The sequence below is a fragment of the Actinopolyspora biskrensis genome, from assembly GCF_013408175.1.
In the GTDB taxonomy this organism is placed as follows: Bacteria; Actinomycetota; Actinomycetes; order Mycobacteriales; family Pseudonocardiaceae; genus Actinopolyspora; species Actinopolyspora biskrensis.
In genome coordinates, this window is sequence record NZ_JACBYW010000001.1 from 338418 (window position 1) to 352192 (window position 13775).

18 protein-coding genes are annotated in these 13775 nt (G+C 67.9%); 15 read left to right on the plus strand and 3 right to left on the minus strand.

From position 1 onward, the window contains the following. The first annotated feature begins 1 nt into the window (after position 1). The 3 genes from manD to FHR84_RS01505 are packed head-to-tail and all read left to right on the plus strand — an operon-like array spanning position 2 to position 3632. Positions 2–1210 carry a D-mannonate dehydratase ManD gene (manD, locus tag FHR84_RS01495; RefSeq protein ID WP_179534364.1) on the plus strand — a complete coding sequence of 403 codons (1209 nt, stop codon included), beginning with the start codon at positions 2–4 and terminating at the stop codon, positions 1208–1210. Between the two features lie 5 nt (positions 1211–1215). Beyond that, entirely contained in the window at positions 1216–2169 is a 954-nt protein-coding gene (locus FHR84_RS01500) for a PfkB family carbohydrate kinase (RefSeq protein WP_179534365.1), read from the plus strand. After that, positions 2157–3632 (plus strand): mannitol dehydrogenase family protein, encoded by a 1476-nt coding sequence (locus FHR84_RS01505; protein WP_179533603.1) that lies wholly within the window; start codon positions 2157–2159, stop codon positions 3630–3632. The genes FHR84_RS01500 and FHR84_RS01505 overlap by 13 nt, the downstream gene beginning before the upstream one ends. Before the next feature lie 93 nt (positions 3633–3725). Here the strand turns inward: FHR84_RS01505 and FHR84_RS01510 are convergent, their stop codons facing one another. Beyond that, a complete protein-coding gene (locus tag FHR84_RS01510) occupies positions 3726–4013 on the minus strand; it encodes a hypothetical protein (RefSeq protein ID WP_179533604.1) in 288 nt (95 codons plus the stop codon). Positions 4014–4148: 135 nt separating this feature from the next. Between FHR84_RS01510 and FHR84_RS01515 the strand changes: the two genes are divergently transcribed. The 8 genes from FHR84_RS01515 to FHR84_RS01550 all read left to right on the plus strand — a co-directional run bounded on the left by FHR84_RS01515 (position 4149) and on the right by FHR84_RS01550 (position 9654). Then, positions 4149–5006: a Scr1 family TA system antitoxin-like transcriptional regulator gene (locus FHR84_RS01515; RefSeq protein WP_179533605.1), complete on the plus strand. Its 858-nt coding sequence runs from the start codon at positions 4149–4151 to the stop codon at positions 5004–5006. A gap of 9 nt (positions 5007–5015) precedes the next feature. Further along, on the plus strand, positions 5016–5216 hold the full coding sequence (locus FHR84_RS01520; RefSeq protein WP_179533606.1) for a DUF397 domain-containing protein: 201 nt from the start codon (positions 5016–5018) through the stop codon (positions 5214–5216). 67 nt (positions 5217–5283) lie between these two features. Next, on the plus strand, positions 5284–5805 hold the full coding sequence (locus FHR84_RS01525) for a DUF3558 family protein (protein ID WP_179533607.1): 522 nt from the start codon (positions 5284–5286) through the stop codon (positions 5803–5805). A 135-nt stretch (positions 5806–5940) separates the two neighbouring features. After that, positions 5941–6123 carry a DUF397 domain-containing protein gene (locus FHR84_RS01530; RefSeq protein ID WP_179533608.1) on the plus strand — a complete coding sequence of 61 codons (183 nt, stop codon included), beginning with the start codon at positions 5941–5943 and terminating at the stop codon, positions 6121–6123. A gap of 111 nt (positions 6124–6234) precedes the next feature. Continuing rightward, entirely contained in the window at positions 6235–6657 is a 423-nt protein-coding gene (locus FHR84_RS01535) for a hypothetical protein (RefSeq protein WP_179533609.1), read from the plus strand. A gap of 20 nt (positions 6658–6677) precedes the next feature. Beyond that, complete coding sequence (locus tag FHR84_RS01540) at positions 6678–7199, plus strand: DUF3558 family protein (protein ID WP_179533610.1); 522 nt, start codon at positions 6678–6680, stop codon at positions 7197–7199. Between the two features lie 9 nt (positions 7200–7208). Continuing rightward, the gene (locus tag FHR84_RS22690) at positions 7209–8705 is read left to right on the plus strand and encodes a PPE domain-containing protein (RefSeq protein WP_179533611.1); all 1497 of its coding nucleotides are present in this window, start codon (positions 7209–7211) and stop codon (positions 8703–8705) included. A gap of 121 nt (positions 8706–8826) precedes the next feature. Then, positions 8827–9654, plus strand: coding sequence for an ESX secretion-associated protein EspG (locus tag FHR84_RS01550; protein WP_179533612.1), 828 nt, complete (start codon positions 8827–8829; stop codon positions 9652–9654). A gap of 179 nt (positions 9655–9833) precedes the next feature. Here FHR84_RS01550 and FHR84_RS01555 read toward each other — a convergent pair whose 3' ends face one another. Beyond that, positions 9834–10010 (minus strand): hypothetical protein, encoded by a 177-nt coding sequence (locus tag FHR84_RS01555; RefSeq protein WP_179533613.1) that lies wholly within the window; start codon positions 10008–10010, stop codon positions 9834–9836. 615 nt (positions 10011–10625) lie between these two features. Between FHR84_RS01555 and FHR84_RS01560 the strand changes: the two genes are divergently transcribed. The 4 genes from FHR84_RS01560 to FHR84_RS23440 are packed head-to-tail and all read left to right on the plus strand — an operon-like array spanning position 10626 to position 12961. After that, on the plus strand, positions 10626–10991 hold the full coding sequence (locus FHR84_RS01560) for a hypothetical protein (RefSeq protein WP_179533614.1): 366 nt from the start codon (positions 10626–10628) through the stop codon (positions 10989–10991). 4 nt (positions 10992–10995) lie between these two features. Then, entirely contained in the window at positions 10996–11934 is a 939-nt protein-coding gene (locus FHR84_RS01565) for a hypothetical protein (RefSeq protein ID WP_179533615.1), read from the plus strand. A 14-nt stretch (positions 11935–11948) separates the two neighbouring features. Then, positions 11949–12437: a hypothetical protein gene (locus tag FHR84_RS01570; RefSeq protein ID WP_179533616.1), complete on the plus strand. Its 489-nt coding sequence runs from the start codon at positions 11949–11951 to the stop codon at positions 12435–12437. 29 nt (positions 12438–12466) lie between these two features. Further along, positions 12467–12961: a DUF3558 family protein gene (locus FHR84_RS23440; protein WP_425489851.1), complete on the plus strand. Its 495-nt coding sequence runs from the start codon at positions 12467–12469 to the stop codon at positions 12959–12961. A gap of 147 nt (positions 12962–13108) precedes the next feature. On the opposite strand, the gene FHR84_RS01580 is transcribed toward FHR84_RS23440, so the two are convergent. Then, a complete protein-coding gene (locus tag FHR84_RS01580) occupies positions 13109–13639 on the minus strand; it encodes a GNAT family N-acetyltransferase (protein WP_179533618.1) in 531 nt (176 codons plus the stop codon). Between the last annotated feature and the right edge of the window lie 136 nt (positions 13640–13775).

The window sequence follows — 13775 nt, forward strand, 5'->3', positions numbered from 1 at the left end:
CATGAAGATCGTGGACGCGAAGGTGATCGTCACATCACCGGGACGCAACTTCGTCACCGTCAAGATCACCACGGAGGACGGTGTCACCGGGGTCGGCGACGCCACGCTCAACGGGCGCGAGATGGCCGTCGTCGGTTATCTCACCGAGCACGTCTGCCCGCTGCTGATCGGTCGCGAGGCGAGCCGCATCGAGGACACCTGGCAGTACCTCTACAAGGGGGCCTACTGGCGGCGCGGGCCGGTCACGATGACCGCGATCGCGGGTGTCGACACCGCGCTGTGGGACATCAAGGGCAAGGTGGCGGGACTGCCCGTCTACCAGCTGCTCGGCGGGCGCAGCCGCGACGGGGTGATGGTCTACGGCCACGCCCAGGGCTCCACGATCGAGGAGACCGTGGACGAGGTCGGACGTTACCTCGAACGCGGGTACCGGGCGGTGCGCGCGCAGACCGCGATACCGGGGCTGTCCGGCACCTACGGCATCGGTTCGGACGGCGAGCGCTACGAACCGGCGTCCTCCGGGCTGCCGGAGGAGACGCCGTGGTCGACGCCCGCCTACCTCAACCACGTGCCCGAGCTGTTCGACCGGGTGCGTCGCGAGCACGGCTACGGGTTCCACCTGCTGCACGACGCCCACCACCGGATGAGCCCGAACGAGGCGGCGGGGCTCGCCAAGGCCCTGGAGCCCTTCCGGCTGTTCTGGCTGGAGGACCCGACACCGGCGGAGGACCAGACGGCGTTCCGCCGGATCCGCGAGCACAGCACCACGCCGCTGGCGACCGGTGAGATCTTCAACTCCATCCACGACTGCGATCGGCTGATCACCGAGCGGCTGATCGACTACATCCGCACCAGCGTCACGCACGCGGGCGGGATCACGCACCTGCGCCGGATCCTGTCGCTGGCCGAGCTGCACGGCGTGCGTTCCGGCTCGCACGGCGCCACCGACCTGTCGCCGGTGTGCATGGCCGCGGCGCTGCACGTCGACACCGCGATCCCGAACTTCGGCGTTCAGGAGTACATGCCGCACGAGGAGCGGACGAACGAGGTCTTCCCGCACGGCTATCACTTCGCCGACGGGCACCTGTACCCGAGCGAGGATCCGGGGCTCGGCGTCGACATCGACGAGAACGCCGCCGAGTCCCACCCGTACGAGCCCGCCTACCTGCCCGTGGCGCGGCTGCACGACGGATCGATGCACGATTGGTGACCACAATGGACTACGACGTCATCGTCCTCGGCGAGGTGCTGCTCGAGGTCGGCACGTCCGCGGTGTTCCGGGACGGCGTCGAGGCACGGCTGGGCTGCTCCGGCGACGCGCTCAACGCGGCCGCGGCCGCGGCGGCGGCCGGGGCGCGTGTCGGTCTGCTGACCAGGATCGGCGACGACGAGGTCGGCGAGGGGATCGTCGCGCGTATCGAGGAGCTCGGCGTGGACACCGGACTGGTCGACAGGACCGGGGGCCACAACGGCTGCTACCTGATGCGGGCCGACCCCGGGGGAACGCGGGGGTTCGCCTACATGCGGCGCGGGAGCGCCGCCAGCGGGTTGAGCCCGGACGACGTTCGGCGGGCGCGGCTCGGCGAACGCGCGCGCTGCGTGCTCACCAGCGGTATCACCGCCGCGCTGTCGGACACCGCCCGCGCGGCGGTGCTGGCCGCCAAGGAGGCGGCGAACGAGTTCGTCTACGACCCGAACCACCGGCCCGCGCTGGTCGGTTCGGACGAGGCGGCCGCCACGCTGCGCGCCGTGTCGGAGGGGGCGAAGCTGGTCACCCCGTCGCATCCGGGGGAGACCTCCGCGCTGCTCGGGTGCGGCACCTCGGAGGAGGCGGCACGCGAGCTCCGTGCGCTCGGCACGGAGGCGGTGGCCGTCACCTGCGGTGGCGACGGGGTGCTGGTCGAGGCGGAATCGCGGGACGGTTCGTGGCGTCTTCCTCCCGTGCCCGCGAGGAGCGTGGTGGATCAGACGGGTGCCGGGGACGTCTTCGCCGGTACCGTGACCGCTCGGCTGGCCCTCGGGGACGAGCTCCCCGTGGCGGTCGGGCTGGCCGCGGCGGCCGCGTCGCTGTCGGTCGGGGGACGTGGTGGTACCGGCGGGATCCCGGCGATCGGGAGCACCCGCGAGCACTTGGCGACGAGTCCCGGGAGCGTGTCATGCGCCGGTTGAACCTGGAGAACCTCACCGACGTTTCCCGGCGCTCCGGGGACGGGATCGCCCCCGAGGAGCTCACCGTCGGAATCGTCCACTTCGGAGCGGGCAACTTCCACCGGGCGCACCAGGCCGTCTGCACCGAGGACGCGATGCTGGCCACCGGTGAGACCGGGTGGGCGATCAGCGCGGTCACCCAGCGCGGTCCCGCCGTGCGCGACCGGCTGCGCGGCCAGGACTGTCTTTACACAGTGGTCACCAGGGACGAGTCGGGGACGGCGTACCGGGTGGTGCGTTCCGTCCGCGAGGTGCTGGACGGTCCGTCGGAGACGGAGGCCGTGCTGGAGCGCATCGCCGACCCCTCGGTGACGGTCGTGACGCTCACGGTCACCGAGCACGCCTACCGGCTCCTGCCGGGAACGCGGCGGTTGGACACCGCCGATCCCGGCGTGCTGGCCGATGCCGCCGGGCAGGGGCCGTCCACGGTGGTGGGGCGGCTCGTGGCCGGGATCCGTGCCCGCCGCGCGGCGGGAGCGGGTCCGCTGGCCGTGGTCAGCTGCGACAACCTCGACGAGAACGGTCCGGTGCTGCGTGCGGCGGTGCGTGATTTCTGCGCGCTGCTGCCGGACGGCGCCGAGCTGGCCGAGTGGATCGAGCGGCACGTCACCTTTCCCGCGACGATGGTCGACCGCATCGTGCCCGCCACGACGGAGGAGGACCTCGCCGGGGTGGAGGCCGAGCTGGGTGCGCGCGACGAGGCGGCCGTGGTCGCCGAGCCGTTCATCCAGTGGGTGATCGAGGACGACTTCCCGGCGGCCCGGCCCGCCTGGGAGAAAGCCGGTGCCCTGCTGGTCGACGACGTCCGGCCGTACGAGATGACCAAGCTGCGCACGCTCAACGCGTGTCACTCGCTGCTGGCCTACCTGGGCGCGCTGGCCGGTGTCGGGACCATCGCCGAGACGATGTCGGTCGCGGAGTTCGAGGCGGTCGCCAGGAGGCTGGCCGACAACGAGGTCGCCCCCACATTGCCCGGGATCGCCGGTTTCGAGCACGGCGGCTACGTGGACACGGTGCTGCGCCGCTTCCGGAACCCGGCGCTGGCGCACACCACCCAGCAGGTCGCCTCGGACGGGTCGCTCAAGATCGGGCCGCGGCTGCTCGGAACCGTCGGCGACGCGCTGCGGGGGTCGGTCGTTCCGAGCGCGGCGGCGCTGGCGATCGCGGCCTGGTTGCGCTGCGTGCTCGTGCGGCGGACCGACGGCGGGGAGCCGTTGGAGGTGCGTGAGCCCGCCGACGAGCGGATCCGGGAGGGCGCCGGTGGCGGCACGGGCAGGGGGGTCGTGCGGCCCGCGCTGGCCGCGGCCGGGGTCGACGAGGCGCTGTTGGACGACCGGCGCTTCCTGTCGCTGGTCGAGCACCACTACGACGAGCTGGCCAGGAGCGGGGCGCGGGAGACCGCGCGGAGCGTCGCCGCCGAGTAGGAGGTCGGCGATCCTTTTCGGACCTTCGTGGGTGTGATCGCCCGGCGTGCCGCTGCGCGCCGGGCGGTTCTTCGTCGTGCGGTGGATTCCGGGTCAGGCCCACACGAGGTGGAGGGTGCGGCGACAGGCCAGGCGCTGGCGTGCGGTGGCCGCGTCGCGGAAGCCGAGGTGCAGGGTGCCCTCGGTGCCGATGAGGTCGGTGCGGTCCTCGTGGGCCATGCCCCAGTAGTGGATGACGGCGTCGTGGCGGTCGCCGATCTCCTCGCACAGGGCGAACAGGCCGGGGGCGTTCTCGGTGACCACGCCCTGCAGTTGGGCCATGAACTCCTCGCGGGTGCCCAGCGGAGGCAGCTTGGGGTAGAAGGGGTTGTTGCCTGACATTGGATCTCCTCACAAATCGAAGAACGATGTACTAACAAGTTAGCTGCTAACGGTTAGTCTGTAGATTCCACGATTGGTTGAACCTTGGGGCGAATATCGCCTGGGGCAGACTGGAGTTTACTCGGAGGAGGTGCTGTGTCAGAGCGAACGGATCCGGTCTCGCTGCGACGTCGTATCGGGGCGAAGTTGCGTCAGGCGCGAACCGATGCGGGAAGGACGACCAACGAGGCGGCTGCTGAGTTGGGATGTTCGAGAGGAAAGATCAGCCAGATGGAGGCCGGTATGTACCGGCTTCAGCATCGGGATGTCCGTGACCTGCTCAAGTTCTACGGGGTCGCGCACTCCGCTGCGGCTCCAGTGGTGGAGCAAGCGAAACGTTCCGCGGAACCGAGTTGGTGGGCGCCTTACGCCGATGTGGTCGAGGAGTGGTTCGCGTTCTTTCTCGGTTCGGAAGGAGAGGCTGTTCGCGAGTTCAACTACGAACAGCTGGTCGTCCCCGGTCTGCTACAGACCAGTGACTACGCGGCGGCTCTGACCGCGGCCAGTCGTAGTGTTTCGGCCGAGGACCGACAGAAGGTGGCTGATCTCAGGCTGGAACGGCAGAAGCGACTCCTGGAGCCGAACCCGCTCGAACTGCACGCGGTGTTCGAGGAGTCCGTCCTCCGGCGGCCCATCGGTGGGCGCGACATCCTTCGAGAACAACTCCGCCACCTCGTGGAGATGGCCGAACTGCCGCACGTGGATATCCAGGTGCTTCCCACCGATGTCGGCGCGCATTCGGGTATGGACGGCAAGTTCGTCCTCCTGGAGTTCGAGGAGTTCGATCCCGGTGTGTTCCTGGAAAGCCATCCCGTGCTCGGTGCTCGCTACGATGTCGAAGACCCGACCCTGACGCAGACCTACGTATCGACTGCGAAAGCCCTTCGCAACGAAGCTCTCGATCAGAGACAATCGGTCGAGCGCTTGGAAAGTGCGATCGCTGACCTGACGTAGGGGTGTGAGATGCGAGGTATTCCGGACACAGCATGGCGCAAGTCCTCCCGCAGCATGAACCAGGGCGCTTGCGTCGAGGTGGCACTCGGTGGTGAGGGGGTCTCGGTGCGGGACTCGAAGGAGCCCTTCGGTCCTGTGCTGACGGTCTCCTGGAGACAGTGGGCGATGTTCGTGCGGAATTCCTGGACGGTGCCGGGCCGGAGCGAGTAGGGATCCGGTTTCGTTCGGGTGGACACGTGGCTGGGGTGCAGTGGTGAGTGGTTGGTCGCGGTCGTTGGTGACCGCTGGTGTCGGTGCGGCTTTGCTGGGGGCTGTCGGGTGCAGTCCCGGTGATTCCTCGGAGGGTGCGACGGAGGAGACCTCGGCTGCCAAGCCTTCGGGTGAGGTGTTGGCCGGGGTGGATCCGTGCGGCATCTTGTCGGATGCTGAATTGAAATCCTTTGGACTGAAGACGGAGGGCAAGGTTACGAACAGCCCCCCGTGGGCACCGGGATGTCAGTACCAGGGCGATCCTGTTGTTGCGAGTATCCGCAAGGAGACGCGTGACACGGTGGACTCTGCAGCGAAGAAGGAGACGTGGGCCGAGTTCGAGCGCACCGAGGTGAATGGTCGTGCCGGAGCGACTGCGGTGACCGAGGGGGCTACCCAGGCGGGGACCTGCGACGCGATGTTCGACGCCGGTCAGGGCATGATCCAGGTACGTGCCCATGACGTCGCTCGTTCGGGCAGCCGCGACGAGTGCGCCAAGGCGCTGGAGACCGCCGAGAAGGTCGAGCCGAACGTTCCGGGACAGGCGTGAGGTGCGTGATTGTGTCGGGGCTTCCGTCGCGCCGGTTCGTGGGGCTGAGTTGGGTGATTGCGGGCTGCGCAGCGCTTCCGGAAACCTCGACCGGGGCGGTGGAGCACCGCTCCGGCGCGCACTCGGAGGGGTCTCGTGGCGGTGGGTGAGCAGTACGGATGGCGGAAGAGCAGCTACAGCAATCACCAGGGCGCTTGCGTCGAGGTGGCGCTCGGTGGTGCGGGAGCGTCGGTGCGGGACTCGAAGGAGCCAGCCAGCGCGGTGTTGACTGTGGACTCCCGAAAGTGGACCGCGTTCGTGCACCGGTTGAAGGACTGAGATCTCCGTCACCGGAGTGGTTTTTGCCGGTTTGGCACACAGTGCCGTGGGGCGGCGCTACAGTGTTCGTGCCGGTGGGCGGTCGTGACGAGCGCGTTGTGAGGAGTGGCTGTGTCCGTTGTCAAGGGGGAGGGCTCCGGGTTCTCGGGGGCCAGCGCGGCGCTGGGGGCGATCAGCGAGGAGAACTCCTGGATCGAGCAGCAGATCTCGGGCGGCGGGCTGAGCATGGAGCCCAGTGCCGCCGACGAAGCAGCCAAGGTGTACGAGGAGAAGGCTGAGAAGGTAGCCTTGCTTGCCGATAATGCCGCTCGTCTGCAACAAGTTCCTGGGTTGGGGGATTACCCCTCGGGGCGACAGTTGGCAAATAAGTTCTCGCAGAAAGCCACTAACGGTTCTACCGGGGCAGCGGACCTACTGAGACAGTTCCGGGACGAGTTGCTGCGTAAGGCGGACCTGTTCCGCCAAGCCAAGGAGAAGTACGTTGCCACCGACGAGCAGATCAGCAGTGACCTGAACAGGGGGAGTCAGCAGTGAGCAGGTGGTCGCGGTCGTTGGTGGCCGTTGGTGTCGGTGCGGCTTTGCTGGGGGCTGTCGGGTGTAGTCCCGGTGATTCCTCGGAGGGTGCGACGGAGGAGACTTCGGGTGCCAAGCCTTCGGGTGAGGTGTTGGCCGGGGTGGATCCGTGCGGCATCTTGTCGGATGCTGAATTGAAATCCTTTGGACTGAAGACGGAGGGCAAGGTTACGAACAGCCCCCCGTGGGCACCGGGATGTCAGTACCAGGGCGATCCTGTTGTTGCGAGTATCCGCAAGGAGACGCGTGACACGGTGGACTCTGCAGCGGAGAAGGAGACGTGGGCCGAGTTCGAGCGCACCGAGGTGAATGGTCGTGCCGGAGCGACTGCGGTGACCGGGGGGGCGACTCAAGCCGGGATCTGCAGTGCTTTGTTCGACGCCGGACAAGGCATGATCCAGATTCAAGCTCAAGAATTCAGTCGTTCTGACGATCTCGACGAGTGCGCCAAGGCGTTGGAGATCGCCGAGAAGGTCGAGCCGAACGTTCCGGAACCGGCGTGAGGTGACGTCATGGGTGTGATGGGCTGGCTGGGCGAGCAGGCGAGCTCGGCGGGTGAGGCCGTCGGCGAAGCGGCGAACGCGACGGTGGACGCCGTCGGTGACGCCGCCAGTGCCACGTGGAACGCTGCCGGTGACTTCGCCGGGGCGGTGCGCGACGACGTCGGAAGTGTCTTCGGCTTCGACACGCGTGCGGAGAACGCCCAACAGGAGCGGGCGGCCGCCGCCGAGAAGCAGGGTCAGCAGCTGCGTGACGAGCTGGCCCAGCGCAACCAGCGGCTGGACGCCCCGGCAGGCTACGATCCGGCCTCGATCTCGCAGCAGGAGAACTGGCAGTCCTACGGGCACCGCCAGATCTACGACACCAACCAGAACACGCTGAGCCAGTCCGACGCGGCAGCCGTGGCCGAAGGATGGCGGAACATCGGCAAGGAGCTGAGTTCCATCGGCGACGAACTCGTCCAGGAGGCCACCAGAGCCATCGACAGCGGCTGGTCCGGCGAGGCGGCCGAGGCGGCCAAGCGGTCCGCGCAGCCCCTGGCCAAGTGGTCCAGCGGCAGCGGCGAGTGCTTCCGGCTGACCGGCAACAAGATCGAGGAGGCCGGTTCGGCGGCGGGCCAGGTCAAGGCGATGGTGCCCGAACCGCAGGACCACGACGTGAGCCGGACCGTGGTCAGCGGTCTCGCCGCCGGTCCTCTCGGGGGTGGGACGGACGCCCTGCGGCAGATGCACGAGCGCCAGCAGGAGGAACGCAAGGCCCAGGAGACCATGGACCGGGTCATGGGGGCCACCTACCGCGACGTGGACACCACGGTCCCGGCGTACCGTCAGCTGGACGGCAAGCAGGCGCCCCCACCGGACTCCAAACCTGATGGCCCGGGCACCGCGGGTGTCCCGCCCGGAAGGGGCCCCGGAGGTGGAACCGGGGGCTACTCCGGCGGAGGGGCAGGCACGGCCGGTTACCCCGGCGGTGGCTACTCGGGAGGCGGCTCCGGAACCGGCCAGGGCGGTGGCCCCGGCTGGGACGGCCAGTCGCGGCAGCCCGGCGGGAGCGGAGCCGGCACGCTCCCCGGGGGAGGATCCTCGGTGTCGCCTTCGGACAGCGAATCGGCCTGGGCGTCCGGCCCGTCCGCCGGCGGGCCCGGAGCGGGCGCGGGTGGCCCCGGTGCGGGTGGTGCCGCCGGAGGTGCCGGTGGTGGCGCCGTCGCGGGCGGCTACGCCGGAGGCGCTCCGGGAGGCGCCGGATCGGGCTCCAACATCGGGCCGGGGGGACGCTCCGGCACGGGCTCCGTCAAGAGCGGTGCCGGCCCGGCCTCGGGCGGTGGTGGCACCACGGCCGGTTCCGCGGGACGCGGCGGCGGTGGCGCGCGCGGCCCCATGGGGATGGGCGGCGGCCAGCGCGGTCAGGGCGGCGAGGAGGAGGAACACGAGCGCCCCAGCTGGCTGGAGGAGTGGGACGACGTGTGGTTCAACGACATGCCCAGGACCGCCCCGCCGGTCATCGAGTGAACGGGTAGGACTCGGCGGCTCGGTCGGCCTGGTAGTTACCGCGCCGAGCGGCAGCACATCGGGAAAGCATTCGAAGACACCAGGTGCGGAGGAGCTCCGCACGAAGCAAAAGGGGAGAAAGTTGGCCGTCGCGGGCCGTTGGCAGCTGCACCCGCTGCACCTGTACTTCGTGCACGGTTATCTCGGGCTGGACGACCTGGCTCTTCCGCTGGAGGTGGCGCCCTACACCCACACGCGGCAGGAGTTCGCCGAAGTGGGCAAACGCGAGTACGGGACGATGCGTTCGCAGGGGCTGATCGTCGACGACGAGATCGAACCGGGCCTGGCCCGGGTGCTGACGGTGCTGGCCAAGCCCTACCTGTGGGTGGACTCGCTGTGGGTCCCCCGGGCCGGTGAACCACACCTCTGGCGCACGATCGCCGCGGTCACCGAGGGCAGCAGGATCGTCCTCGGCGTCCAGCCACCCGGTGAGACCGAGCGCTACGGCGGGCCCCTGACCGTCGAACTGCACGAAGGGGTGAGCCTGTCCCAGGCGCTGCTGCCGACCCTGCCCGCGGCCCCGCCGGGCAAGCAGGGGCCGGTGAAGGTGCCGTCCAGCTCCTTCCCGAAGGAGGAGACCGAGCAGGAACCCGCGCAGCACGGCTTCCTGGAACGGGCCGCGACGACGCGGGGCAGCGCCACCAGCGGGGACCGCCAGCTGGAGACGTACCGGGCCGTCGGGGGCGCCGAGCACCTGCGGGCGGGCCAGCTCGCGGCCAACGCCCGCGACCGCAACGGGCGCGTGAACCGCTCGGCGGTGGTGCGCTGGTTCGACAACGCCGAACCCGACGGGCGCTACCTCGACCACACCGAGCGCGGCAGCACCGGCGAACCCGTGCACGCGCTCACCCCGGCCGACGCCAGGGTGCTCGGCAACAAGATCGAGGAGCTGATCACCACCGTGCGGTGAGCCCACCAGCGGCTCGGCGTCCTCCCGCCCCGAACGAGGCCGTGTGGTGGTGGAAGGATCGCGGAAGCGAGATCGGGATGACGGAGCCACCGCGCGCGGTGGGGGAAGAGTCCGGGCCTTCTGGCGCTGATCCAGCCCAGGGCAGAGGACGTCCATGATCGGATAACGTGCTCCGCACGTTATCCGATCAGCAGCCCGCATTCTTCGGCTACGGACAGGTAGTCGGCTCGCCATCCGAGGGGCAGCGAAACTGTGTGGCAGTCGGAGCCTTCGGTGCGACGCAGCTCGTCGGTTGTGCGCTGTTCCGCGGCTTCTCGGTCGGTGTGGACGACGATGACGATCGGATCACGCTCCACACTCCTCGTCCACAATGGCCTGTTGATCCGAGCACAGTAGATAGCACCTTCGAAAACGAGGGTGCCGACAGTGGTAGCGGCCCACGTGGTCGAATCCGGGCCGTTGCAGCGCCACGCGATGTTCTTCTGCTCGCACCCCGGGTGCGGCGGACGATGTCGACAGCCTCGTCGGTTCCGGCACCGTATTCCCCGCGCCGTAGGTGATGAGCTCCTGACGCGAGGGCAGCCAGCGCGCCCAACGTCAGCGCCTGCTACCGCAGCAGTCGCCGCAACACATCCGGATCAATTCCGCTACTACCACGCACCCAGGCAGCCTAGACCACACGTGTGGTTAGCCAGGCATACCGCAGGATTCCGGTCCACTGCTCCTCAAGCACCGGGCCGTGGGCGTCATCGTCGGCACTACCACAAAGGCCACCGGCGGAAAGGTTGACGCGAAACGGGTAACGGGTGCGGGAGTTGATTCTTCAGGCCTGCTAGTAGCGAACGCGTCGCGCCTGACCGAGACACGGGGCGGAAGCCGACGCGGTCTTTATCCTTTTTTCGTGAGTTTCACCCTCGGTGTCGCTGCGGGAGATAGCATAACGGATACTACGCCGACCGAAGGGCAGGAACATGGCACACACGGGCAAGGATTTCGGTGCCGACCTGTACGGACTGAAACAGGTCGCCAAATCCCACCTTTCGACGGTATCCGATGTGTACGGGAGCGCGATCGACAAGTGTGCGAGCGCGCTGGATGGGGTGGACGGGCTCGCGGGTGTGCCCGAGCAGTTCGTCGCAGAGCGGGGTGCGGTGGTGGACAAGTACCAGCAGGCGCACGATTCCGTCATCGACCTGTTGCGCAAGACCCGGGAGAACCTGGACGAGACCGCCGAGGCGTTGAACCAGGCGGCCGACCAGTACGCGGAGGACGACCGGGTCGCTGCGGCGGAGCTACAGCGGCTCATTGACGATCGCGGGAAACCGAAACCGGAGTGAGGGTATGAGTTTCGACGACTTGATGCAGCGGGCGAAGGAGATCGAGCAGCGCGCCGCCGAAGTCGAGTACCAGCATGAGGTGGATACAGCCAGTCAGGGTGGCCCCAGCGGGGCCCGTGGGGTCAACTATGCGGAGATCCAGCGAAAATACGAAGGAGCGGCAGTACCGCGCTTCGAGCCGTTCGCGGGCATGCCCGACCCCGAGTCTTACGATCCGCTGATCGAGGCGCTGGGGAACGCGATGCAGCAACTGTCCTCCGGAAAGAAGGACCCGATCAACGGTGGGAACATCACTGCGAATCCGGATCTGGCCCAGGTCGACTCCGCCGGGGACAAGTTGGAGGACTGGACCGGTGAGGCCGCGGACAAATTCAAGACGAATTTCCTCGACCCGTTCCCGGCTGTGGCCGAGAATCAGTTTTTGCTGCTCGGCGCGATGAGAGGTGCGCTCGAAGCGGATCAGGAGCGGTGGCGCCGAGCACGTGACGACATTGAAACTATCGCGAAGGAAACGCTCAACGGTTTGGACAATACCAACAGTTGTGGGAAGAACGAGCTGAAGTTCACCTTTTCGGTGGCTGCCGCGGTGGCGGCAGTCGGTTCGGTTCCGTTTACCGGAGGAGCTTCGGCAGCCGTGATCCCGGCCGTGGGGGCCGCCGGTGCGGTTGGTGCCGCCGGAATGGACGGGGCGAAGTTGGGTGACCCGAAGGAGTCGAACAAGGAAGGCGGCTCAGCGGAGCAGATCATACAGTCCATGAAGGATTCGATCGACGAGCTCACCGAGGAGATCCGCAAATCCGGTGGTGATGTCGCCAAGACTCTGGACGCGATTCCGGGTGAAATAAAGGCTGCCCGCAGCGATTTCGTCTCGGCGCGCCCGGCGTTGGCAGGCATGGGCGGCGACGAAGTGACCAGCGATGACGGGCTCGGGCGGGCGACCTAGACGGGAGTAGTACAGTGGGTGAACTGGCTGAGCGACTGGACAGGATTCGGGTCCGGGCGAACGCTCCTGGTGTGGACCTCGAAGCCGAGCTACGTGATCGTAATCAGGTCACGCTCACGTTCGGGGAGAGCGTGTACGAGTTCATCGACGAGCGTTTTCTGGAACGTGCTTTGGCGGGGTTGGCCCGACGGTTGTACACCGGGTGGGTGCGGCAGTACCGCGAGGCGATCAGCACCACGAACCTGAATATCGAACCGAACGACCAGCACGACTTCGCCTTCGAGGAAGAGATGCACGCGGTCGAGGCGAGTGCAGAGTCCAGCGACGGACGCGTCACCATATCCACGGTCGGAATGCAGGAATTCAGCGTGTCGATCCGTCGCGGGACCGTGCGTGAGCTGAGCGAGCGCGAGTTCGTCGCGCGGGCCACCGAGGTAGTTCCGCGTCTGATCCAGCACTTTCAGGCGCAAGTCGCCGAGCTGAAGGTGCGATACTACGGATGAGTGGTCGTACCGTGCGGTTCGTGTCCGCGATGTTGGTGCTGCTGGGTGTGGCGACGGCGTGTGGCTCGTCGGACCGACCACGCGAGTTGTCGTTGGACAATGTGCAGCCATGTGATCTGATTTCGCAGGCAGAACTGCGTGATCTTCAGGTGAAGGCGCCGCCGCAACCGGTCTCGGTTGTGGAAGGTGCGGGCGAAGAAGGTACGAGTTGTCAGTATTCGCCTCTGTACGGGGGGACTGTCTCTGTCGCTGTCGTAACGAACCACGGAATCGATCGGTGGACCGACGGGTCCATGGAGTCTTCCCGGGCGGTCGATTTGTCCCGGGTGAAAGGATATCGCGTGATCAGGATCGAGTACGGCGAATCTGCGAGTGAGCCGCACGACAGCTGCACGTCATACGTCGATGTGGCGAGTGACCAATCGCTGAAAGTGCACGTGAGTGAGAACTCGACAGATGACCCACCCACGTGTGAGACGGCTCGCCGGTTCGCGGGGAATGCGATTCGAGCACTCGCAGGTTAACGCGACAACAGGAAGGCGAGTGTTCCGTGCCGGCCGGATCCGTTCCGTCCCGCAGTCGGGGAACACGGCACCGTGGCCCGTTCCGGGCGAGGTGATCTCACGGCGCGCGGCGGGATGGAGAGTTCCCGCCGCGCCCGGGCGAACCGGTCAGACGCCGAAGGCGTCCGGGTACCGGATGGTCCCGCCGGGAACGGGTCGGCTCCCGTCCAGCGCCAGCGCCATCATCGCCTCGTCGGGGGCTTCGAACGGCGCACGCACGCCGAAACCGGAGGCGGGGGTGAATCCGAACCGCGGGTAGTACTCGGCGTGCCCGAGGCAGACCACGAGGTTCTCGCCCAGCGCGCTGGCCGCGTCGAGCGCGGCGCGGATGGCGGCCGCGCCCGCTCCGCGCCGCTGGTGCTCGGGCAGCACCGCGCACGGGGCCAGCGCCAGCGCGGGGTGGTCGTCGACGTGGCAGCGGGTGAGCAGGGCGTGGCCGACAGGGGTGCCCTCTGCGGTCTCGGAGAGCATCGACAGGCCGTCCATCCAGGCCAACGGGTCGGCACGCAACCCGTCGACCAGGTCGGCCTCCTCGGCGGTGGGGAAGGCCGCGAGGTTGACTGCGCGGACGGCGGCGCGGTCCGCCGCTCCTTCCGGTCGAGTGGACCAGGCATCGTTCACGGGAGCTTCTCCTGTCATGTTTTTCCTGCCGACTGCATAGCGGGGACTTCGGCGTTGTCCCGTCGAAGGGGAACCTCTGACAACAGGCTTCGTGCGACGTGGAGTGCTTTCAGCCTACGCAGATCGAGAAGCTCCGGTGCGTGAGTCGGATGCA